This window comes from Haloferula sp. BvORR071 (genome assembly GCF_000739615.1).
GTDB lineage: Bacteria > Verrucomicrobiota > Verrucomicrobiia > Verrucomicrobiales > Akkermansiaceae > Haloferula.
On sequence record NZ_BATP01000057.1, the window covers coordinates 157,256 to 180,386 of the forward strand.

General features: G+C 62.6%; 14 protein-coding genes. 12 read left to right on the top strand and 2 right to left on the bottom strand.

Annotation, left to right across the window (positions count from 1 at the left end; all coding sequences use genetic code 11):
- Positions 1-770: 770 nt before the first annotated feature.
- Positions 771-4,067 carry a PVC-type heme-binding CxxCH protein gene (locus BV071_RS28095; protein WP_035614515.1) on the bottom strand — a complete coding sequence of 1,099 codons (3,297 nt, stop codon included), beginning with the start codon at positions 4,065-4,067 and terminating at the stop codon, positions 771-773.
- A 341-nt stretch (positions 4,068-4,408) separates the two neighbouring features.
- On the opposite strand from BV071_RS28095, the gene BV071_RS33860 reads away from it, so the two are divergent.
- Positions 4,409-8,965 (top strand): lamin tail domain-containing protein, encoded by a 4,557-nt coding sequence (locus BV071_RS33860; protein WP_052573979.1) that lies wholly within the window; start codon positions 4,409-4,411, stop codon positions 8,963-8,965.
- A gap of 64 nt (positions 8,966-9,029) precedes the next feature.
- Here the strand turns inward: BV071_RS33860 and BV071_RS28105 are convergent, their stop codons facing one another.
- Entirely contained in the window at positions 9,030-9,962 is a 933-nt protein-coding gene (locus BV071_RS28105) for an ATP-binding cassette domain-containing protein (RefSeq protein WP_035614517.1), read from the bottom strand.
- 169 nt (positions 9,963-10,131) lie between these two features.
- Here BV071_RS28105 and BV071_RS28110 point away from each other — a divergent pair, with 169 nt between their 5' ends.
- From BV071_RS28110 to BV071_RS28165, 11 genes are all read left to right on the top strand, one after another.
- Positions 10,132-12,939 (top strand): 2-oxoglutarate dehydrogenase E1 component, encoded by a 2,808-nt coding sequence (locus tag BV071_RS28110; protein WP_035614519.1) that lies wholly within the window; start codon positions 10,132-10,134, stop codon positions 12,937-12,939.
- A gap of 360 nt (positions 12,940-13,299) precedes the next feature.
- Positions 13,300-14,766 carry a dihydrolipoyllysine-residue succinyltransferase gene (gene sucB / locus BV071_RS28120; protein WP_035614524.1) on the top strand — a complete coding sequence of 489 codons (1,467 nt, stop codon included), beginning with the start codon at positions 13,300-13,302 and terminating at the stop codon, positions 14,764-14,766.
- Between the two features lie 344 nt (positions 14,767-15,110).
- Positions 15,111-15,986 (top strand): hypothetical protein, encoded by an 876-nt coding sequence (locus tag BV071_RS28125; protein ID WP_265595002.1) that lies wholly within the window; start codon positions 15,111-15,113, stop codon positions 15,984-15,986.
- 488 nt (positions 15,987-16,474) lie between these two features.
- Positions 16,475-17,281 (top strand): TorF family putative porin, encoded by an 807-nt coding sequence (locus BV071_RS28130; protein ID WP_035614529.1) that lies wholly within the window; start codon positions 16,475-16,477, stop codon positions 17,279-17,281.
- A 174-nt stretch (positions 17,282-17,455) separates the two neighbouring features.
- Entirely contained in the window at positions 17,456-18,436 is a 981-nt protein-coding gene (locus BV071_RS28135) for an ABC transporter substrate-binding protein (protein WP_035614727.1), read from the top strand.
- 41 nt (positions 18,437-18,477) lie between these two features.
- Complete coding sequence (locus tag BV071_RS28140; RefSeq protein ID WP_075091025.1) at positions 18,478-19,884, top strand: ABC transporter permease; 1,407 nt, start codon at positions 18,478-18,480, stop codon at positions 19,882-19,884.
- On the top strand, positions 19,881-20,777 hold the full coding sequence (locus BV071_RS28145) for an ABC transporter ATP-binding protein (protein ID WP_035614531.1): 897 nt from the start codon (positions 19,881-19,883) through the stop codon (positions 20,775-20,777). The genes BV071_RS28140 and BV071_RS28145 overlap by 4 nt, the downstream gene beginning before the upstream one ends.
- 6 nt (positions 20,778-20,783) lie before the next feature.
- Positions 20,784-21,173: a GFA family protein gene (locus BV071_RS28150; protein WP_035614532.1), complete on the top strand. Its 390-nt coding sequence runs from the start codon at positions 20,784-20,786 to the stop codon at positions 21,171-21,173.
- Between the two features lie 123 nt (positions 21,174-21,296).
- A complete protein-coding gene (locus BV071_RS28155) occupies positions 21,297-21,761 on the top strand; it encodes a ribbon-helix-helix protein, CopG family (protein WP_035614534.1) in 465 nt (154 codons plus the stop codon).
- Complete coding sequence (locus BV071_RS28160) at positions 21,758-22,477, top strand: urea amidolyase associated protein UAAP1 (protein WP_035614536.1); 720 nt, start codon at positions 21,758-21,760, stop codon at positions 22,475-22,477. The genes BV071_RS28155 and BV071_RS28160 overlap by 4 nt, the downstream gene beginning before the upstream one ends.
- On the top strand, positions 22,474-23,112 hold the full coding sequence (locus BV071_RS28165; RefSeq protein ID WP_035614539.1) for an urea amidolyase associated protein UAAP2: 639 nt from the start codon (positions 22,474-22,476) through the stop codon (positions 23,110-23,112). The genes BV071_RS28160 and BV071_RS28165 overlap by 4 nt, the downstream gene beginning before the upstream one ends.
- The last annotated feature ends 19 nt before the right edge of the window (positions 23,113-23,131 follow it).

The following is a 23,131-nucleotide window of genomic DNA, read 5'->3' on the forward strand; positions in this document are numbered from 1 at the left end:
CCCATCATGCCCTCAGGCTGGAATCGGCTCTCACAGGATCGATTCAAAGACAGCAACAACAACGTCCCGTGTCGCCGAGGCGTCCACTCGCGGTGTCGAAGCTGGTAAGAACGAGGATCATGGAATCCGATTTTCTAGGAAGCAGGGTCTCAAATGGTCCGCAGGAAGGCGGAACCGCGGGAGCAACCCGGCGCGGCCCTACGAAGGGCTAGCTGCGCGATGCTGATTTCAATTCCCACTTGGAGGTGGGAATTGCAAGTCCTATTTTTTGTCCGGCATGGTTTGGTGCCGATACGGCTCCACCGCCGCGTGGTCCTTTTTGTGGCGCAGCCACTTTAGGAGTGCGGCGAACATCGCCGCTTTTTCGGCGGACTCACCCAGGGAACCAAGTTCCAGGCTAGTCCTCCTTCACCACATTCTCCGCCTGGGCAAGAGCCACTCAACTCACCTCTTTGAAAAACAGAGCAGGTGAGGGGCCGCAGCGTGTCGGCTTGGACGGGGATGGACCATTCATCGGAGCCCTCGCCGATCACGCTTGCGGTGATCCGGCCGTGGGTGCGGCCGGATGGATTATTGGGTGAATCAGGGAAAGGGGGGTGGGGTGCGCCGTCCGCCGGGAGGGCGGACGGCTCCATTTTCGGGAGGTGGTAAGCCCGGCCGCGGGGAGGGTGCGGCCGGACTTACTCGCACACTCTGCCCCGATCCCGCACCATCCACCATTACGTGATCGCGTTCCCCGGACTTCGCTCGGGGAACGGTCCCCAGCAGCCTCACTTCAAGCTCGCGAGGTATTCTAAAAGATCGCGTAGCTCCTGCGGCTTCAGGATCTCACCCATGGGCGGCATCGGGCTGACCGGCGGGGTCTTGGTGGCGATCTCCGCGGCAGGCACGCTGGTCTTGCTGCCGTCTGGCAGTTGCAAGGTCATGACACCATCCTTCTCCTCGGCAAGGGTGCCAGCCACTGCGCTGCCATCCTTCTTGGTCAAGGTCATCATCCCGAAGCCCGGGGCGATCACGGCCTGCGGATCGAGCAGAGACTGCAGCAAATAGCTGCGCTCCTTCTTGCCGATCTCTGAAAGCGGCGGCCCGACGTTTGAGCCTTCCTCACCGACGCGATGGCAGGCGGTGCAGTTTGCCGCCAGATTGGTTTCGAAGACTTTCTTGCCAGCGTCGGCGTTGCCACCGGCCAGGGCATAGGACCACTTCGCCAGTCCGCCCTTCACGGCGAGGGCGGCTTCCGCCTCGTGGATGCTGTCGAGCTGCAGGTTGGAGGCGCATTCGATCACCTCAAGCTGGATGGCGGGATCAAGCTTGCCGGTCCCGAGGTCGCCGACGAGGCCATCAAGCACGGCTTTGGAGTCAGGCAGGAACAGCAAAAGGCGCACTGCGATCTGACGCTCGGTCGTGTCCGGAGACTTGAGGCCGGTCTGGCGGACGTAGTCGAGGATCAGCTTGGGCCGCTCGTCGGAAAGAGCGTCTGCTGCCGCCGAGCGGAGGGCAGGGGATTCTTGCCGCAGCAAGGCCTCCGCGAGGTCCGCCCATTGCGGGGCCCGCGAATTCTTGAGATGCCACAGGGCGCGGATTCTCGCACCGGGATCCAATTGCGGATCTGCTGCCTGCTTGGCCAGCGTCGCCAAGTCCTGCTCCACTCCGAGTGCGTCCAGCGCGGCGCTCGCGGCCTTGGCCACCGCGGCGTCGCGTCCGAGTGGTGTGATCATTCCCGCCAGCTTCGCGGCCAGCGCCGGGGCCAGATCCACTGCAGGCGTCGGGCTGAAGTGGCCGTCCACGGAATCGAGCAGTTCGGACGATCTCACGCTGGCCAGCGCCTCCAGTGCGGCAGTGCGCAGGGGTGTTGGACGCTTGGCATCGGCAGCATAGGTGGCGAGACGCAGCAGCGCGGCTTCGTCGCCGATTCGGCGGTTCGCGCTGATCGAGCGGCGGAGCGCGGAAACTCGTGGCTCGGGCTTCGCCTCAAGCAGCGGCGCGAGCGGGGCCACTCCTTGCTCTCCTTGGGCGGTTTCATAGATGGACCTTGCCGCCTCCGCCACCACGGCGGGCTCGGCATCGGAGAGGAAGAGGGCGAGCGCCTTGTGAGCGTCGAAGGACTTGGATTCTCCACCGCCGCTCTTCTCCGCGGGGATCTTGCGAAGCGAGTCCTCGATCGAATTCCTCAAGGCTACGACACCGGCGAGCCGGACCGCTGTTGAGGGGTGCCTGGTGATCTTGGTCGCGAGCGCTTCATCGATGAAATGGCTCAAGGCGCGGCTTCCTGCGTGCGTGAGATAGGCATCCTTGCCGGCATTCTCAGACAGCATGGCGAGGATCGCGTCGGCCTGATTCCGCATGCCAGCCTTCCCGATGGCGATCGCCGCCTGGAAGCGGACCCGTGGCGAAAGATCACCCAGCAAGGGGCCAAGCGCGGATGGGGTCGCCTGGCACTCACCCGCCCACTTTGCCGCTTGAGCCCGCAGCTCGGGATCCGGCTCCTTGATCAGCGCCGAGAACAGAGAGGCATCGAATTGCTTCCCTTGCGAGAGACCCCATAGCGCATGGATCCTTGCGATCTGGGGCACCTTGGCGGTTCCCGCCTCCTTGATCAGGGCCTGCCACTTGGTCCGCCGGGCGAGTTCCCACTGGGCGTCCAGCCGCACCCGCTGGTCGACGTGGCCCAGCCGCTCCAGCAGCTCCTCGTCCTTGGCTTTGCCCGCGCCTTCCTTGAGCATTGCGGCTACCTCCTTGCGCACAGCGCTGCCTGCCGCCGCCGGGTCATCGATCTTCCAGAGCGCGCCCTTTTCCTTGAGGGGATAGCCGCCCTGCCAATCGGCCACATACAGTGCGCCGTCCGGCCCGAAGTTGCAGCCCACAAAGGGGGTGCCGCTTGCCATCAGATGGTCGTCGGCCATCTTGTAGGCCGCGCCATCCGGCTCCAGCTTGAAGGAATTGATCTTCCCGGCAGGGAACTGGGTCAGGAAGAAGTGATCGCGGTAGCGCTCGTTCAGCGCAGTGCCGGGATTGTGGGCGAAGCCGCTCGGACCATCGAGGTAGAGCGAGAGCGGCGGCAGGATCGCAGCCGGCCGGTCCTCGCCATCGGGGAAGGCGATCCGCTCATCCATCCACGGGTTGTACTTCCCGCCACGATACTGGTAGTAGCAGCGCCAGCCCGTGTCCGAACCCTCCACGATGTAGACCAAGCGTTCCTTCTCGCCCTTCTGGTCGGAGTCATTGTCCACCCCGAAGATGTTCCCGTAATCGTCGAAGGCGATCTGCTGGACGTTGCGCAGGCCGCGGGCGAAGACCTCGAAGTCGCTGCCGTCGGGGTTGCAGCGCAGCAGGGCACCCTCGTGGGGATAGAACCAACGCTTGCCGCCGTTGACCACATTGGTCCCCTTGTCGCCGATGGTCCAGTAGAGCTTCCCATCCGGCCCGAAGATCAGGCCGTGCATGTCGTGGCCGGCGTAGTTGATGTGGACGCCGAAGCCGCTGGCGATCGCCTTGCGCTCGTCCGCCACTCCGTCGCCATTCGTATCCCGGAGCTTCCACACATCGGGGATGATCGTGGCATAGACATCGCCATGGCGGGCCAGCACCCCGGCGGCGATGCCGGTGACCTCAGTGTTGAAGCCCTCCGCGAAGACCGTCGCCTTGTCTGCCACCCCGTCGCCATCGGTATCGACCAGACGGTGGATCTTCTCGCTGTGGACCGTCAGGTCATGCCAGTCGATCTGGCCGTTCTTGTCGTGGTCCTTCAGCGAGGGGTGCTTGCGGAAGAGCTCGTTGTCGATCGAGCGGTGGAAGAAGTCGCGCTTGTCCTCGACGCTGGTGTGGGAAAGGTCCTCCGGGACCCAGGCCATGATCTCCCGGATGTCGAGGTCCGCCTGCTTCCGGCGGGTGGTCTCCGTCACGTAGATCGTGCCGTCGGTATCCACCGCCACGGCCACCGGGTTCATGAACATCGGCTCCCGTGCCACAAGGCTCCGGACCAGGCCATTTTGGCAGGGGTAGGTCTCCGGCGCGGCATGGGCGACGGACGTAAGGAGAGGCAGGAGGAACCAGACGGAGCCATTCATTCGGGGTATCATCCAATCACTCCCCACGGGGAGGTGGCAAGCCACCAAACGGGGGGGCAGAGCGGAGGATCGGAATCGGTCGGCGGGTCGGGGCGCGCAGGGAAATGCTAACTGGATGCCTCCATCCCGAGTTGCAAATTTCACGAAATTCCGGGTTCCAGCGCGCCCAAGGCTCCTCCGGGTCTTAGTTTCTTGTAGGGGAAACCCCAACTCGTGGCCCTCTCCGGGCTTTGACATTGTAAATCAAGGGGGGAATCGGGTTCTCTCGGTCTGTCCCGCACGGCGCACCCCTCTTCCCACGCCGGCGGAACCATCCCCCCAATCTCTACGTTCCCCCGCGCATGAGAGTTCATCTCCCCTGTTTTCGGATCGTCTGCGTACTGCTGGCGCTCCTTCTTGCCCCCGTCCACGCCGTCGGCGTCTATTCGTCGAGCATCGTCATCAGCGAGTTCCTTGCCTCGAATGGCAATGGCTTGGCGGATGAGAACGGCTCCCGTGAAGACTGGCTGGAGGTCCACAACCCCACGCCCTTTGCTGTCAATCTGGACGGCTGGTACCTCACTGACGACGCGAACAACCTCAAGAAGTGGAAGTTCCCCGCGGTGACCCTGCCCTCGAAGGGCTTCCTGGTGGTCTTCGCCTCGGACAAGAACCGCCGCAATCCGGCCGCGCCCCTGCACACCAACTTCAAGTTGAGTGCCGGCGGCGAGTATCTGGGCTTGATCAAGCCGGACGGGGTGACCGTCTCCTGGCAGTATGCGCCGGTCTTCCCGGAGCAGCTCACGAATATTTCCTATGGCATTACCCCGATCCCGGGCCCGCCCACGACTTTGGCGGGAACCGGCTCGGAGGCCCAATTCATGATCCCCCCGGCCGCCCCTCCCGCCGATTGGATCCAAACCGGGTTCACTCCGGCGGCGGGGTGGTCGTCATGCCGCAGTGGCATCGGCTTCGATGACACGCCGATTGCCTTCGGCGGCGCGAAGATTCTTTTCGTCGGCAACTTGGCGTCCAACGGCACGGCTCCGGCCGGTGACCAGACGGTGATCGACCGGCTGAGGAATGTGATGGGGCACCGCGTCACAGTGGTTGATGACAACGCGGTGGTGGCTGCGAATGCCGCCGGGATGAATCTGGTGATCGTTTCCTCATCCGTCAGTTCCAGCGCGGTGAATACCAAGCTGCGCGATGTGGCGGTGCCTGTGATCAACTGGGAGCGCGGCCTGACCGATGACTTCCTGCTCAGCAGCGCAGGCGGCGCGGTGAACTTGCAGACGGATATCACGATGACCACGCTGGGTGCCTCCCACGTGCTGGGTGCCGGTCTTCCAGCCGGGCCACTGACGGTTCGCCAGAATCCGGGCACCTTCAATGTCGCCTCCATCAGCAACATCGCGCCGGGTGCGAAAGTGCTCGCGACCGCAACGACCGGCGAGCCTGCGATTCTGGTTGTCGACCAAGGTCAGATGCTGCGTAGCAATACCGTGGCTCCCGCGGTGCGGATCGAGACTTTCCTGGGTGACGATGGCATTCCCCCGCTTACCCCGGCAGGTGTGGCCTTGTTCGATGCGAGCGTGGTCTACGCTCTCGGCAACTACACGCCCACCAACCCCTACGACGACGTCTACAAGACGAACATCGTCGGCAGCATGAAGGGGCTCGGCACCAGCGCCCTGCTGCGCATCCCCTTTGTCCCGGAATCGGTGAACTCCTTCGATTCGCTGCTGCTGCGGATCAAGTATGACGACGGCTTCGTAGCCTATCTCAATGGCGTGGAAGTGGCCCGCCGGAATGCTCCCGCGGTGGTGGCTTGGGATTCCGTGGCAACCGCGACCCGCACGACCGAGACCGGTCTGATTGCCGAGACGATCGATATCAGTGCCTACCTGAGTTTGCTCGTCGCCGGGCAACCGAACGTGCTGGCGATCCAAGGCCTCAACTCGTCCCTCAATGACGTGAAGTTCCTGCTCGCTCCGGAACTGATCGCAGGCGGCGAGGTGCAGCCCTACTACCAGTACTACACCATCGCCACGCCCGGTGCGGTGAATGACAACAGCACCTTGGGCATCGTTCCGGAGACCACCTTCGATATCGAGCGCGGCTACTTCACTGAGCCCTTCAATCTCACCCTCTCGAATGAGATGGAGGAGGCGACCATCCGCTACACCACCGATGGCTCCGCTCCCACGGCGACCACCGGCACCATCTACACCGCCCCGATCCCGATCAGCACGACCACGGTGATCCGCGCGGCGGGCTTCCGCAGCGGTTATAGTACCGGCAAGCCGGAGACCCGGACCTACCTGAAGATCGCCGATATCATTCACCAGCCGGCTTCCATCCCGGGCTGGCCGCAGCCGGTGGTTCCGGTGGGCGTCGGCTCGCGGACGCATGACTACGAGATGGACCCGGAGATCGTGAACGATCCCGCCTACACCGCGGATCTGATCAAGGGAATGACCGAGATCCCCACCATGTCCCTGGTGGTGAAGCAATCGGACATGTGGAATTCCGCCGGCGGCGGCGGCTTCTACCGCAACGACGACCTGAAGAAGCCCGCCTCGATCGAGTACATCAATCCACAGGATCCGACCGAGAACGTGCAGGCGGACTGCAGCGTGGAAGGCCATAGCCATGACCGCTTGAAGCGTTCGCTGCGCCTGTCCTTCTCCAGCGCCTACGGTGAGTCGAAGTTCGAGTCGATGCTCTTCAAGGGCTCGCCGCTGTTCCCGGAGGCGGGGAACACCTCCGTGGACAAGATCATCCTGCGCGCGGGTAACAATCACAGCTTCGCCCGCACTTGGAACCCGACCCGCAGCACTTACACCGAGGATGAATGGTATCGCACCACCCGTGTCGCGATGGGTGGACCTGCCGAGCCGGGACGCTTCGTGCACCTCTTCATCAACGGCATCTACTGGGGTCTCTACAACCCGGTGGAGCGTCCGGATGCGAGCTTCTCCGCGAGTGAATTCGGCGGTTCCAAGGAAGACTATTTCAGCGTGAACCACGGTGGCACGCACGACGGTGATTCCACCCGCTTCTACTACACGATCGGCGAACTCACGGCCAAGAACATGGCCATCCCGGAGAACTATTCGGAGCTGAAGGATTACGTGGATATCCCGAACTTCGTGGATTACCTGCTCTGCTCCTTCTACATTGGGATGGACGACTGGCCGGTGAACAACTGGTGGGGCGGCAACCGCAACAATCCGGCTGGGCCCTTCTATTTCTACAACTGGGACGGTGAGACCTCTTGGGGCACCGGCAACGGCTCGAATCTAACGGCTTGGGTGCATCCGCTTTTCCGTGCCACCTCGATCGACACCAGCGCTCCCGCGACCCGCATCTGGAACTCGGCGCGTGTAAATCCCGATTTCCTGATGACGGTGGCGGACCGCGTCCACAAACACCTCTCGCAGGGCGGGGCCCTCAGTCCGGAGCAAGCGGTCGCGCGTTGGGATATCCTCAACAACCATCTGCGCAACGCGATCATCGCCGAGTCGGCACGCTGGGGCGATGCCATCCAGGAGCCGCCGGCCCGCCGCGACGTGGAGTGGCAGGCGGAGGTGACACGCGTTCGCAACCTGATGCTGAAGGGCACCGTCGATGGCACCGGCACTTCCAGTAACGCCAATATCCTCCGCGCTGCCATGCGGGCCCAAGGCTTCTATCCCAATATCGACCCGCCGGCCTTCAGCCAGGAGGGAGGTGCCGTTCCCGAGGGCTTCACCCTGGCGATGAGCAATCCCAACCCGACCGGGGTCATCTACTACACCCTGGACGGTTCTGACCCACGCCTCTCCGGTGGCGCACTGAACCCGGGAGCGCTGGTCTACGGTTCTCCGGTGGGCATCGGCTACACCTTGGCGGTGAAGGCACGCGTGCTCAATGGCAGCACCTGGAGCGCGCTCAACGAGCGGAACTTCGTCTCCGGCAGCTTGCCGCCGCTCCGCGTGACCGAGCTGATGTACAATCCGTCTCAGCCGACCCCAGATGAGATCGCGGAAGGCTTCACCGATAACGAGCAGTTTGAGTTCATCGAACTCCACAATCACGGCGACCACGGCATCAACCTGAGCGGTGCGAAGTTCACCAGCGGTATCGACTTCACCTTCGGCGAGCGGATCCTGCACCCCGGCGAAAGCATCCTGCTGGTCCACAACCCGGCGGCCTTCTCGCTCCGCTATGGCAGTGGCCTCAACATCGCGGGTACCTTTGAGGGCAGCCTGGACAATACCGGCGAACGGATCCGCCTGAAGAGCGCGGAAGGGGAGACCCTGATCGACTTCGTCTATGACGTCACCTGGTTCCCGACGGCCAATGGCGGTGGCTACTCACTGGTGGCGGCCCAACCGGCCGGCGATGCCGCGCTGTGGAATTCCGCCGCCGGCTGGCGGGCGAGTTCTGATCTCGGCGGTTCGCCGGGCGAGGAAGATCCACCGCCGCACACGGGCGGCGGAGTGATGACCTTTGCCCAGTGGCGCGAACTCAACTTCAGTGCAGCGGAACTGGCTGACCTCACGATCAGCGGTCCGGATGCGGATCGCGATGGCGACGGCGTGCTGAACCTCTGCGAATACGCCTTCGGCACCGATCCGCAGGTCCCCAGTCCCCAGAGGTTGAAGATCCAGGGCGAGCTTTTCGCCGCCCGCGGAGTCCCGGAGATTGACACCGTCGGAGTCCGGCGCGCGATGTTCTGCCAGCGCAAGGGCGGAGCGGGCGTCGGTCTGATCGTTCGTCCGGTCTTCAGCAATGATCTCTCGACCTGGCTGGACGCGGAGAGCGAACCCGTGGTGATCGCCGATGACGGCGAGATCGAGGTGATTTCCGTCGCCTTCCCGGAAGAGGGCGCGAGCCGCTACTTCCGGGTAGAGGTCACGCAGGCGCCGTAAAAGGAGGAAGGCGCGAGGTCACGGGCGGCCTTCTCGGGATGACCGCCCCCGTGATTTCGAACTCTTAATCTCTCCGCGTCAGCTCCACGAAGACATCTTCCAGCGTCGCGTCCTTGCGGTGCAGGCTGCGCAGGGGCCAGCCATACTGGGACACTAGCTCGTGGATGCGCTCACGGGCATCACTGCCGGAGTCGACGAGGATCTCGTAGTGGGACCAGTCCTCCCCCTTGGCCTCGTTGGTCACGCGCTTGACGTGGTCGAGGCGCTGCAGGGCAGGGGCGATCACCGCCGGGTCTCCGGAAATCTCGGCGTGGATCCGGCCGGCGGCACGCATCCCGGCGACGAGGTTCTGGGGCGTGTCCTGGGCCTTGATGACCCCGCCATCGATGATGATCACCCGGCCGCAGGTCATCTCGACCTCGTGCAGGATGTGGGTGGAGAGCAGGATCGTGTGATTCTCGGACAGCCGCTTGATCAGCTCGCGGATCTGGCGGATCTGGTTCGGGTCGAGGCCGTTGGTCGGCTCGTCCAGGATCAGGAGCTGCGGTTCGTGGACCAAGGCGTCAGCCAAGCCGACGCGCTGGCGGTAGCCTTTGGAGAGCACCCGGATCATTTTCCGGCGCACGGCCTCCAGGCCGCAGGTCTCGATCACCTCATTCACCCGGCGCTTGGCCTCGCTGCCGCAAAGCCCCTTGAGGGAGGCCCGGTAACGCAGGAACTCGCGAACCCGCATGTCATCGTAGAGTGGAACGTTTTCCGGCATGTAGCCGATGCACTTGCGGGCTTCCAGCGAGGCCCGGAAGACGTCGTGCCCGGCGATGCTGGCGCTGCCGGAGCTGGCTGGCAGGTAGCCGGTCAGCATCCGCATGGTCGTGGTCTTCCCGGCGCCGTTCGGCCCGAGGAAGCCGACGATTTCGCCCTTCTGGACGCTGAAATCGATGCCTTTGACCGCCGTGTGGCGGGCGAAGCTCTTGGTAAGTTGCCGGACTTCGATCATGGATGGCGGGTGCGAATGAATGGCAGGAAAGACGGCGATTACTGGAATTACCGGAAAAACCGGCCTTGTGCGTTGACGGTTCCGGGGCGGCCTCTTACCTAAGCGCTACGCGCGAGGGGCCAAGCGGGAATTTCCGCAATCTCCCGCTCGGCACCCGTAATCACCGCCCATGAAATCGTCGGTTTCCGCCCGCTTCAATGCGGACTTGCTGGAGGAACAATACGCGCTGTGGTGCGCGGATTCGCGCTCGGTCGACCCCACGTGGTCGGCCTTTTTTGAAGGTTTTGAACTGGGAGTCGCCCAGCTCCGGCCCCGCGGCGAAGCCGCGGCAGCGCCAGCTGCGAACGGCGCCGCCGTCCCGGCTCCCGCTGCCGCTCCAGTTTTGGAAGCGACCCCGAGCGAGGGCCAACTGGCTTTCTACGGCCGGGTGGTCGGCTTGGTGTACAATTTCCGCGCTCTCGGCCATACCCAGGCCCACATCAATCCCCTGAGCGGCCCGGAGCGCAACCCGCGTCTGGCACCCTCCCAGTTCGGCTTCACCCAGCAGGACATGGACAAGGAGGCTTCCAATCCGCTGTTCCGCGACGGCGCGAAGATGAAGCTCAGCGACATGCTGCAGGCCTTGGAGGCCACCTACTCCGGCTTCATCGGCTTCGAATTCACGCATATTAATAATACCGTGGTCCGCCACTGGGTCCGCGAGCAGATCGAGGCCCACGCCCTGCGCTCTGCCGATCCCGCCGACCGCAAGGTCCGCGCCCTCGGCTGGTTGATCGAGGCGGACAGCTTCGAGAATTTCCTCGGCAAGAAGTTCCTCGGCGAGAAGCGCTTCTCGATGGAAGGCGGCGAAGGCGCCATGGTCGTCCTGAATGCCATTCTCGAAAAATGCCCTGCCGCAGGGGTCTTGGAGATCGAAATGGGCATGGCCCACCGCGGTCGCCTCAATGTGCTGGCGAACTTTGTTCGTAAGTCGCTGACTACCATTCTGTACGAGTTCACGCCGAACTACATGCCCGACCTCGTCGCTGGCGACGGCGACGTGAAATACCACCTCGGCTACGAGAGCGTGCGCGAACTGCCGGACGGCAAGGTCCGCGTCAGTCTGGCCGCCAACCCGAGCCACCTCGAAGCCGTGAACTCGGTGGTCGAGGGCAAGGCCCGCGCCCGCCAGCGTATCCTGGGGGATGATGGCGCTGCCACCGATCGCAAGCGCGTGCTGCCGATCCTCCTCCACGGGGACGCCGCCTTTGCAGGCCAAGGCTCGGTCGCCGAGCTGCTCAACCTTTCCCAGCTCCCGGGCTACCGCACCGGCGGCACGATTCACCTGATCATCAACAACCAGATCGGCTTCACCACGATGCCGGCTGACGCGCGCTCCTCCGCCTATGCGACGGACGTGGCCAAGATGATCGAGGCCCCGATCCTGCACGTGAACGGCGAGGAGCCGATGGAGCTCTACTGGGCCGCCCAGTTCGCCCTCGAATTCCGCCAGAAGTTCGGCCGCGACGTGATCATCGACATGTATTGCTACCGCCGCCAGGGTCACAACGAGACCGACCAGGCCGCGTTTACCCAGCCGCACATCTACAAGCTGATCCAGGACCGCCAGACGATCGGCCAGATCTACAAGAAGCAGCTCGTGGAGCAGGGCGTCCTCACCCAAGAGGGAGCCGACAAGATCGAGAAGGACATTTGGGACCGCTTCGAGGCGGGCCATGCCAAGATGGTGGAGATGCAGGCCACTGGTGACCGCAGCGTCTTCAGCGGCTCCACCGCCGTCGAGCAGGAGCCCTACAACCACGCCCCGGTGCCGACCGGCATCTCGCGTGACATCATCCAACACGTCGGCAAGGTGCTGACCACGGTTCCGGATGGCTTCAATCTCCACCCGACCTTGGCCAAGCGCTTCATCCCGCGCCGCCAGGAGGCGCTGCAGAATGGCGGCCCGATCGACTGGGCCTTCGCCGAATCCCTCGCATGGGGTGCCTTGCTTACTGAAGGCCACCAAGTCCGCCTCTCCGGCCAGGATTGCCGCCGCGGCACCTTCTCCCAGCGCCACGCGGTGTTCTACGATTCCGAGTCCCGTGCCCGCTACATCCCGCTGGAGCACGTGAGCCCGACACAGGCGAAGTTCTGCGTGTATAACTCCTTCCTCTCGGAGTTCGCTGTGCTCGGCTTCGACTACGGCTACTCGATCGGTGCGCCGAATATGCTGACCATGTGGGAAGCCCAGTTCGGTGACTTCTCGAATGGCGCGCAGGTCATCATCGACCAGTTCATCTCCTCCGCGGAGTCGAAGTGGCAGACGCCGACGGACCTCGTGCTGCTGTTGCCGCACGGCTACGAAGGCATGGGCCCGGAGCACTCCAGTGCCCGTCTTGAGCGCTTCCTGCAGCTCTGCGCGGACAAGAACATGATCGTCGGCAACTTCACCACGCCGGCCCAATATTTCCACGCCCTGCGTCGCCAGAAGATGCGGTCCTTCCGCAAGCCGCTGGTGCTGATGACGCCCAAGAGTCTGCTGACCCGCCCGGAAGCCGTCTCCACGGAGGCCGATTTCCTCGAAGGTTCCTGCTTCCAGGAAGTGCTGCCGGATCCGCTGCACCACGACGATCCGAAGAAGGTCGAGCGTATCGTCTTCTGCACTGGTAAGGTCTATTACGATCTGGCCGCCTACCGTCAGGAGAAGGGTATCACCAACACCGCGATCCTGCGTGTCGAGCAGCTCTATCCCTTCCACAAGGAACTCGTGGGCGCGCTGGCCAGCCAGTATGGCTCCGCTTCCAAGTTCGTCTGGTGCCAGGAAGAGCCGCTGAACATGGGCGCTTGGTCCTACATCTTCCCGCGTCTTGAAGAGGTCGTCGGCACCAAGGTCCGCTACGCCGGCCGTGGCCGCGCCTCAAGCCCCGCCGCGGGCTCCAAGGCCAGAAGCTACGCCGAACAGAAAGCACTAGTCGAAGCCGCCTTCACGGTCTGAAGGCGGTGAGGAGAGATGGCGGGTGGGGCATAATGTCACATCCGCCCCCTCTCACAACTTTTTCACCAGCGTCGCTCGTGGCCATATCGATCCAAGTTCCATCTGCAGCAGGTCCCGTATTCGGGGAGCGGTTTCAGATTACCCGCTGGCACGCGACTCCCCGGCAGAAAATCGCCGTTGGCGATACTCTGGTGACCATGGAGTCGGAGCAAGCCGTCTGGGAGATTGAAGCGGCAGACCCGGGGGAACTTGAGATTCTTGCTCCCGAGGGAAAATTCGTTTCCGCGGGCGATACGATTGCCATCTTGCACGACGCCTAGTTCACTTGCCGAAGTTTCTTCCACACTGCTCCGCCCTCAAATGTCTCTCGAAGTCAAAGTTCCCGCCGCCGGCGAATCCATCACCTCCGCCAACGTGGCCCGTTGGCACAAGCAAAGCGGCGATGCCGTGAAGAAGGGCGAGGTGCTCGTGACCTTGGAAACCGACAAGGTCTCCAGCGAACTCGAAGCCGCGGCCGACGGTGTGCTCAAGATCGTCGTCGCGGAAGGGGAGGAAGTGGCCATCGGCACCGTGATTGCGACCTTGGAAGGTGGCACGGCCAATGGTGCTCTCTCGTCGGCTTCCGTCGCGGCTCCGGTTCCGGCCGGTGCGCCTGCGCCTTCGGCCCCTGCCGCAGCATCTCCGCCGCCGCTCCCGGCTGCTAGTGCCCAAGTGGTGGACGTGAAGGTCCCGGCTGCCGGTGAATCGATCACCTCCGCCAACGTCGCGCGCTGGCACAAGAGTGACGGTTCCGCGGTGACCAAGGGCGATGTGCTCGTGACGCTTGAGACCGATAAGGTCTCCAGCGAGCTCGAAGCCGAAGCTTCCGGCTTGCTCAAGATCCTCGTCGCGGAAGGCTCCGAAGTTGGAATCGGCACGCTGATCGCCAAGATCGCCGTCGGCAACTCGGCCTCGTCGCCGGAGAACGTGGCCCCGGCTCCCGCCGCCCCGGCTTCTGCACCTGCTCCAGCAGCGGCCCCGGCTGCCGCTCCTGCACCTGCTGCGGAGGCTCCCAAGCCCCGCACCTTTGAATTGCCGGCCGCCCCGGCTCCTTCGGCAGCACCAGCCGCTCCCGCGGCTTCTGCCGATGGTCGCGTGACCCGCAAGAAGATGAGCATGCTGCGCCGCAAGATCGCGACGCACTTGGTCAATGCCCAGCAGACCGCGGCGATCCTCACCACCTTCAACGAAGCGGACATGACTGCAGTCATGGACCTGCGCAAGGCGGTGCAAGAGGACTTCCTCAAGAAGCACGGCGTGAAGCTCGGCTTCATGTCCTTCTTCATCAAGGCCGTGGTGCAGGCGCTCAAGGACGTGCCGCAGGTCAACGCGATGATCGAAGGTCAGGATATCGTCGAGAACCACTTCTACGACATCGGCGTGGCGATCGGCACCGAGAAGGGCCTGATCGTCCCGGTGGTGCGCGATGCCGACAAGAAGAGCTTCGCGCAGATTGAGCAGGACATCATCGACTACGCCAAGAAGGGCAAGGAAGGGAAGATCACCATCGAGGACCTGCAAGGCGGCGTCTTCACGATCTCGAACGGCGGCACCTATGGCTCGCTGCTCAGCACCCCGATCCTTAACCCGCCGCAGAGCGGCATCCTGGGCATGCACTCTATCCAGCAGCGCCCCATGGCCGTGAACGGCCAGGTGGTGATCCGCCCGATGATGTATCTCGCCCTGAGCTACGACCACCGCCTGGTGGACGGCAAGGAGGCCGTGACCTTCCTGATCCGCATCAAGGACTGCATCGAGAACCCGACGCGGTTGATGCTGGAGATGTGAGGAGGGCTTCCTGGCAGCTCAGTTATTCATTCTGTGAACGGCCCGCGGGAACAACCGCGGGCCGTTTGCTTTAGGGCCAAAGGCCCTACCTATACCAGCCTAGGCCAGAGGCCTAGGTTGCCGGCACCACAGGGACGCAGGGCTGAAAGCCCGATCTAACATGGGGGATGGGCGAATCAAAGCGTCCCCGATTTAGGTCGGGCTTTCAGCCCTCGGAACCTCGTTAGGCCTATTCCTAGGCCGTTGGCCTAGGCTACGATAGGCCGGGCCTTTGGCCCTGAAGAGGCATTGCTTGCGGCCATTTGCAAGATGCCGTCTACGAATGTCGTTCCATCGTCAATCCGATGAAACCGCTCTTGCTGCCTTTGGTTCTCGTGTGGTCAAGCCTGGTAGCTGCTGCCGAAATCACGGAAGAGCAGGCGATGGAGAAGGTGAGGGCTCTCCCCGAGTTCATCCACTACGCGGCGGCCCACGAGTCCACCTTCGACGACAACGAAACGATCTCCGAACGCGGCGAACTTCCAGAAGCGATCAAGCTCCCCGCATGGCGCTTGGACGTGCACACCCTGGTCCACGATCCGGTGGCTGATCATCTATCGCTCTGGAATCGCTTCATCGTGGATGCGGATGGTGAGATCCACGCGTGGGACCGGGTGGCGGATCGCATCGTGAGCCTTGCCGAGTGGCGGAAGGATTCCGGCCAAGCTGTGGCGGCAGGGGAGCAGGCATCCTGGTCGCCGGACGGGCGCATCGTCGCCGCTTGGTTCGATCATGATGGCGGCAAGCCCTTTGGCGTGACCCGCTCGATTGCCGTCCGCGATTCATCGGATCCTGATAGCACCTTGTTCTCCTTTGTCGGTACCTCGCGCTCCACCCAAGCCGCCTGGAACGCGAATTCTACGGCTTGTGTGGTTGCCAACGAAGTGAATTGGGAGAAGGCCCTCGTCTGGCTGGTCTCGAAGGACGACAAAGGCCAGTGGCGCTCGCGCGAGCTCGGGGTCATCGCGCCCCTCGAAGCAGCCTACCGGCGTTCCATCGGGGAAAAGGATCATCCAGGCTTCCGCGTGCACGTGGAGAAGATCGAGTGGCACACCGGCTCGGAACTCCGCTTCCTAGTCTGGGCGAACGGCCACAATCCGGAGCTCGCTTCCTCGGGCAACTACCAAGTGAGCTTCGATATCGGGAAGCCCGGTGCCGAGCCCGTGGTCGAGAAAAAGTGAGCCGCGAACGCGGAATCGACGGCCCGGAGCGGAGAAGTGGAGCAAGTCAGAGCTTCAAGGGATGTAAAAAGTTCCGGGAGCTAGGATGGAATGTTTTTGGAAAGTCCGGAGCTCGCGGGCACACCGATCTTGCTGGGAGTAGGCTGTCGGTTTCGCGCGCCTGGAAAATATTATTGGTTCCGCCGCTCTAGCAGGTTGAGGCGACGCCGGAGCCACGATTTCAAGCACTTCCACGGGAAGCCTCGTATCTCGCTGCCGCGGTTTTCGGCCTTGCCAGCCCCCTCCGGGGTCATTAGTTAGACGCCCGGCAAGGCGCCGAGAGCCATTCTTTTAGCTGGACATTACCTTTTGGGTTTCTTAACTAATTGCCCGACAGGCAGCGTCCGCCCGCTGAAAGGCTGGTGATCGCAATTTGCCAAAAAACTTTCCGGGGAGTGCCGCAAGGCCGTCGTCGGAGGGTTGCAGCAACCGAACAACCGAATACCAAGATGCGCAAACACACCAAAATCGTCGGCGCCCTGGCCGCTGCCTCCGCCCTCGTGGCCGGCTACGCCTCGGCGGAAATTGAAGGGGAAGTTCACGTGGGCTACAGCAGCTCCTACGAATTCCGCTTCGTGGACCTCGGCAGCGACCTGATCGAAGCCGGTGCTGATATCTCCTACGACTGGTCCGACATCGGCCTGAACCTCAGCGCTGGTGCCTGGTACGGCTCCGTCAACGACTCCGGCAACGCGTTCATCGCCACTCCTTCCGGTGCGGTCCTGGGTAACCACGACTTCAACGAGCTGGACCTCTACGCAGCGGTCTCCAAGGAGCTCGGTCCGGTGACCCTTGAGCTGGGTTACATCTACTACGCCTATCCGGACAGCCTCACCTCCTCCGACACTCAGGAGTGGTACGTGGGCGCGAGCTACCACCTCCCTTGGGATCTGGTCCTCAGCGGTACCTTCTACTACGACTTCGATGAGAACAACGGTTGGTACCTCCAGCCGGAGCTGAGCAAGAGCTTCAAGTTCAACGATTGCCTTGCCCTTAACCTGTCCACCGGCGTTGGTTTCGCTGACGGCATGCAGAGCCAAGCCCAGGCTGGCCGCATCAACCCGTTCTCGTCCGCTGACGGTTTCCAAGGCTGGTACATCAAGGCTGAGCTTCCTTGGGAGTTCCGCGAGCACGTCACCATCGCCCCTTACCTCAAGTACGCCGATGCTGACAGCAACCTTGCTGGCGACATCAACAGCATCGAAGGTGGCCAAGACCACCTGATCGGCGGCGTGAAGCTGACCGTTGGCTTCTAATCCAAGCCGGCGCAGGTTTCATACCTGATCCAAAACTTCGGGCGGCTGCGGAAACGCAGTCGCCCATTTTTTGTGTACATGTGTCGGTGTGTTGGTATGGCCGCTGCTTCCTCCGGTGTGAACAAACCGGAAAAGTTTCATACTGGTTTGTCCTCAATCTTGTCCGACACCACTATGAAATCCCCGAATCGCTTCCGTTTCCTCCTTGCTGCCGGGCTGCTCGCGCTGAGTGGTTTGACTCAGGCCGCGCCGCTCAAGATCGCCTATTCCGACTGGCCGGGTTGGATCGCGTGGGAGATCGGGATTCAGAAGGGCTGGTTCAAGGAGGCGGGCGTGGACGTGGAGTTCCAGTGGTTCGACTACGTGCCCTCGATGGATGCCTATGTGGCGGGCAAGGTGGACGCGGTCTGCATGACCAATGGCGATGCGCTGGTGACCGGCGCGACCGGAAAGCCCTCCGTGGGGATCCTGATCAACGACTTCTCGAACGGCAACGACATGGTGGTGGCTGCGCCCGGCATCAAGTCGATGAAGGAGCTGAAGGGCAAGAAGGTCGGTCTGGAGGAAGGTTTCGTGCCGCACCTGCTCTTCCTCACCGGATTGGAAAAGGCGGGCCTGAAGCCGGGCGATGTCACCATCGTCAACACCAAGACCAACGAGACCCCGCAGGTGCTTGCTTCGAAAGCGGTGGACGCGATTTCCGCCTGGCAGCCGAACTCGGGTGAGGCGCTGAAGGCGACGCCCGGCTCGAAGCCGATCTTCACCTCCAAGGATGCGCCTGGGATCATCTACGACCTGCTCTATGTCTCGCCGGAGAGTCTGGAGAAGAACAAGGAGGACTGGGGCAAAGTGGTGAAGGTCTGGTACAAGATCGCGGACTACATGCACGACGAGGAGAACACGGATGATGTTCTCAAGATCCTCTCCGCCCGCGTGAAGGTGAAGCCGGAGGAGTATGAGCCCTTCTTGAAGGGGACCTACATCCTCACCCGCGATGAAGCGCTCAAGCGCTGGGAGAAGAAGGACGGCCTCGGCAGTGTCTATGGCTCTACGAAGGTGGTGGATGACTTCAATCTCAAGTTCAAGGTCTACGCGAAGACCCAGGATCCGGCCAAGTATCTGGATCCCTCCTTCACCAAGGCGCTGAAGAAGTAATCAGGCGGAACAGCAGCGAAACGCGAAGCAAAGGAAACCGCATGGCGCGCCCGGGTATTTTCAAAGACTGGTTCGTGATCCGCAAGGATCTGCCACAGGCGCGCCGGGCCACGCTGACAGTGGTGTCCTTCGTGTTGCCGCTGCTGCTGTGGTGCGTGGTGTCCTACGTGCCCTGGGTCTGGCATCCGGACGTGAAGATCGAACTCTCCGCGGAACGCGAGGGGGTGACCACTGTCTTCACGGCCGGCGATCGCGTCAGCAAGGCCTACTTCCCCGAGTTCCAGAAGGAAGTGCGGGACGAAAATGCCGCGGTAATCGCAGCCCGGGAGGCGGGCAATCCGGAGACCGGGGCGCGGCGCATGAACCAGAAGTTGCTGCGCCAACTCGCGCCGCTGGCGATGGCGCAAGGCTGGATCGGCCAAGAGGACGGGCAGAACGACGCTGCTCTCTATCCTGTGTGGCGCGATCTGGCTACCGGTGCGAAGACAGCGGTGAAGCCGCACTTGAGCGAGGAGAATCTCGCAATAGTCCGGCAGAACTGGGAGCGGCTCGGGGCGCTTTCGCCGGAGTTTGTCTTCAAGCAATTGCCCGAGGATCCACTGCTGAAATTGATCCCGCAGGGGGCACCGTCGAACCCCGTGTATCTCCCTGCGCCGCATGAGGTGATCGAGGCCGGCTTGCGCGACTTCACTGCGCAAGCAAGCACGGGAGAGCAGACGATGGGTGATCGCTACGTGGCCTCGCTGAAGATCATCCTGTGGGGCTTCTTCTGGGCCTGCCTGATCGGCATTCCCCTCGGGATTCTTTGCGGCGTCTTCGACTTCTTCTCGAAGCTCTGTGAGCCCTTCGTCGATTTCTTCCGCTACATGCCGGCGCCCACCTTCAGCACTTTGCTGGTGGCGGTGCTGCTGGCGGGCGATGCGCCGAAGGTGGCGCTGGTCTTCGTGGGCACGGTCTTCCAGATGGTGCTAGTGGTTTCCAAGACCACCCGCCTGCTGGATCCGGCATTGTTGGAAGCGGCGCAGACCCTTGGCGCGAAGCCGAAGCAAATGATCACTCAGGTGGTGATCCCGGGGATCATGCCCAATCTCTACAATGATCTGCGCATCCTATTAGGCTGGGCTTGGACTTGGCTGGTGATCGCAGAGCTGATCGGGGTGAAGAGCGGGCTCACGGAGTTTATCGAGACCCAGGGCCGCTTCCGGAATTTCGAGCGGGTGTTCCCGGTGATCATCCTGATCGGGGTCACCGGCTTCGTCACGGACCAGTTCCTGTCCTGGCTGCATGGCCTGATGTTCCCGTGGGCGGGGCGCTCTGGAGCGCTCTCTCGGGGTATCGCGCGGGTATTCACCTGGCCCTTCCGTGCCATCGCAGCCTCGCGTGGCAAGGCGCTCGCCGAGCATGCCGAGCGGATGGCCGCTGTCCGCAACCAAACGCAAACGCCATGAGCACCGTGCTAGAGCTTCCCAGTTACAAGGACCAGACTCCTGACGTGGCGGCACGCTTTGCTCGCTTGCAGGAGCGGCCGGTGGCATTGGAGGTCAAGGGGCTCACCAAGCGCTTCGAGACGCCGCGTGGCATCGTGACCGCGCTCGATGATGTGTCCTTCTCAGTCCACAAGCGCGAGCTGATGTGCGTGATCGGGCCTTCCGGTTGCGGGAAGTCGACGCTGGTAAGAATCCTTGCTGGTCTGGAGACGCCGAGTTCCGGCGAGGTGATGGTCTATGGCGAGCCGGTCTCGGGCCCGGGCCCGGATCGCGGGATGGTCTTCCAAGGCTACACGCTCTTCCCCTGGATGTCGGTGAAGCAGAACGTGATGTTCGGTCCGCGCATGGCCGGGAAGTCCGACTATATCGCGGAGAAGGAAGCGCGCGAGTGGATCGATCTGGTGGGCCTCTCGAAGTTCGAGAATGCCTACCCGCACCAGCTCTCCGGTGGCATGAAGCAGCGCGTGGCGATTGCGCGGGCGCTGGCCAATCAACCACGGGTGCTCTTCATGGATGAACCCTTCGGCGCTCTGGATGCCCAGACCCGCTGCAAGATGCAGTCTTATCTGCTGGAGATCTGGAAGAACGTGGACATCACCATTGTCTTCATCACCCACGATTTGGATGAATCGATCTTCCTCTCCGACCGGATCCTTGTGCTGGATGCGAATCCGGGGCGGGTGAGGGAAGTGGTGGAGGTGCCGGTGCCGCGGCCGCGCTCGGAGTCGCAGATCTTCGATCCGACCTTCGTGGCCACGCGCAAGCACATCGACCACATGATGCACCCGCCGGGTCAGGAGCAAAAGGAGACGCCGGTGATGAGGCTGGCGGTTTCTGATCCGGATGTGGTTTAAGCGGCTATGATCGAAGGTGGATGTCTTTGCGGGGCGACCCGCTATGCGATTGATGCGGAGCCGCGCTTCACGTCTTACTGCCATTGCGTGGATTGCCGGAAAGCGAGCGGCGCACCGGTGCTGCCTTGGACCTTCTTTCCCGGTGGTAGCCTGCGCTGGACTACGGGTGAGCCAAAGCTCCTGCGTCATGCTGGACGCGAGCGCACCTTCTGTCCGGAGTGTGGCACACCGCTGAGCTTTTTCGATCCCGGCATCCCGGAGGAATACGAAGTCACCAGCTGCAGTCTCGACGACCCGAACCTGATGCCGCCACAAGACCATACGTGGACCGAGGACCAGCTCCCCTGGTTCGAAGTGGCCGATTCCCTGCCGCGCCACCGCCAGTGGACCGAATAGGTCCTATAAGTTCCATAAGACCTATGCGCCTGGGCCATGCACCGAGCGGAAAAAACGTCTCACCGCAGTATGAAGAAATGAAAAAAACTTCACATCGGGCATTCCCGCTGCTTTCTCCTCCGCGTGCCCATTGACCCGAACAACGATGGCCTGCGGCGGATCACCGTCTCGATGCCTGAAGAAACCTTCCAGGCCTTCGAGCGGATGGTCGCTGAGCGCGGATTCGACAGCCGCTCGCAAGCAGTGGCGGAGATGATCCACCAGCACTCGGCAGAGCATCTGGGCAAGATTGGCAAGGAGGTCATGGCCGGGACCCTCACGCTGATCTACGACGAATCGAAGAGTGCGTTGCTACGGGATCTCTCGCGCATCTTCCGCGAGCATATCGCGGAGGTGATCTCCTCGCAGCATGTCCTCTTGGAGGAGGAGCATGTGCTGGAGGTGATCTTGATGCAGGGGCCGGCCAAGACCCTGCGCGAAATCGCCAACAAGCTGGTAACCTGCAAGGGGGTGAAGACCGCCAACTTGACCCTGACGCCCCACCTCATGCCGCCCATTCACGCGAAGGCCAACGCCGGACGCCGATGAAAACGATCTTGGAACGAACCCTCACTGGCGCCGGCATGTGGTCCGGCGTGATCTCCCGTGGCAAGCGGCTGCACCTGACCGACCTGGAAGGCGGCGCCAATGTCGGCATGCTGCTCTACAACGCGCAGGAGCGCCAGGAGCGCTACAACATGCCCGACACCCTGAAGGGCCAACACATCTTCTACCTGCGCACGCCCTACTGCCTGCACTCGGACATGGGGCGCTTGCTTGCCTCAATCACCCGCGACGACTGCGGCTGGCACGATACCGTCTGCGGCCACTCCGATGCCGCGCGGGTGCTGGCGAAGTATGGCGAGCACAATTACCAGGAGGCCCGCAACGAGTGGTATCGCAATGGCCGTGACTGCTTCCTCATCGAACTGGCGAAGTGGGGACTCGGGAAAAAGGACCTCGTGCCAAACCTCAACTGGTTCAGCAAGGTGATGGCGGACGAAGCCGGACGTCTGTCCTATGTGCCGGGCAACTCGAAGGCGGGGGATGTCGTCGAACTGCGTTTCGAGCTGGATACCCTGGTCGTGCTGAATCTCTGCCAGCATCCATTCGATCCCGCGCCGGGGTATCACCCGCGGCCGGTGAAGCTCGAGGTGCTCTCGGGACCGGAGCTCTTGCTCGATGATCCATCCTTCACGGTGCGGCCGGAGAACCTCCGCGCCTGGGAAAACAACGAAACCTATCACGCCCTGCGTCTGCCATGAGCTTGATTGAAAGCTGCTACGATCCCGCTACGGCGGCCTTCCGCCAAGTGATCCCGGCAGGGGATTGGTGGGTCCATGAGATCAAGAAGGGGCAGACCTTCCGCATCACCGATCTGGAAGGCAATCAGGCCGCGGACACGCTTTTCTACAGCGCCGCCGATCCGACCGACCGCTACTCGGCCGATGGTACCATCCAGGCCCAGCAGGCACTCTATCTGAGCACGGGGACCAAGCTGATGAGCACCGAGGGGCATGTGCTGTTAGAGATCACTGCGGATACCTGTGGCCGGCACGACACCCTGGGCGGCGCCTGCTCGCGCGAGAGCAACACCATGCGCTACGCCCACGACAAGGAGTGCATGCACGCTTGCCGTGACTCTTTCATCCGGGGAGCCCAGGAGTGGCAGGTGGAACTCACCAAGCGCGACATCGCCTGCAACATCAACTTCTTCATGAATGTGCCGGTGAGTCCTGAAGGCGGCCTGACCTTCGCCGACGGCATCTCCGCACCCGGGCGCTACGTCGAGATGCGCGCCGCCATGGATGTGGTCTGCTTGATCTCGAACTGCCCTCAGCTCAACAACCCTTGCAACGGTTGGAACCCTACACCGGTGGAGGTGCTGATATGGGACTGAACTGCAAGTCGCTAGGGTC

Coding starts and splice junctions, on each gene's coding strand:
- BV071_RS28095 (WP_035614515.1), bottom strand. CDS start 4,067: ATGAATGGCTCCGTCTGGTTCCTCCTGCCTCTCCTTACGTCCGTCGCC.
- BV071_RS33860 (WP_052573979.1), top strand. CDS start 4,409: ATGAGAGTTCATCTCCCCTGTTTTCGGATCGTCTGCGTACTGCTGGCG.
- BV071_RS28105 (WP_035614517.1), bottom strand. CDS start 9,962: ATGATCGAAGTCCGGCAACTTACCAAGAGCTTCGCCCGCCACACGGCG.
- BV071_RS28110 (WP_035614519.1), top strand. CDS start 10,132: ATGAAATCGTCGGTTTCCGCCCGCTTCAATGCGGACTTGCTGGAGGAA.
- sucB (WP_035614524.1), top strand. CDS start 13,300: ATGTCTCTCGAAGTCAAAGTTCCCGCCGCCGGCGAATCCATCACCTCC.
- BV071_RS28125 (WP_265595002.1), top strand. CDS start 15,111: ATGAAACCGCTCTTGCTGCCTTTGGTTCTCGTGTGGTCAAGCCTGGTA.
- BV071_RS28130 (WP_035614529.1), top strand. CDS start 16,475: ATGCGCAAACACACCAAAATCGTCGGCGCCCTGGCCGCTGCCTCCGCC.
- BV071_RS28135 (WP_035614727.1), top strand. CDS start 17,456: ATGAAATCCCCGAATCGCTTCCGTTTCCTCCTTGCTGCCGGGCTGCTC.
- BV071_RS28140 (WP_075091025.1), top strand. CDS start 18,478: ATGGCGCGCCCGGGTATTTTCAAAGACTGGTTCGTGATCCGCAAGGAT.
- BV071_RS28145 (WP_035614531.1), top strand. CDS start 19,881: ATGAGCACCGTGCTAGAGCTTCCCAGTTACAAGGACCAGACTCCTGAC.
- BV071_RS28150 (WP_035614532.1), top strand. CDS start 20,784: ATGATCGAAGGTGGATGTCTTTGCGGGGCGACCCGCTATGCGATTGAT.
- BV071_RS28160 (WP_035614536.1), top strand. CDS start 21,758: ATGAAAACGATCTTGGAACGAACCCTCACTGGCGCCGGCATGTGGTCC.
- BV071_RS28165 (WP_035614539.1), top strand. CDS start 22,474: ATGAGCTTGATTGAAAGCTGCTACGATCCCGCTACGGCGGCCTTCCGC.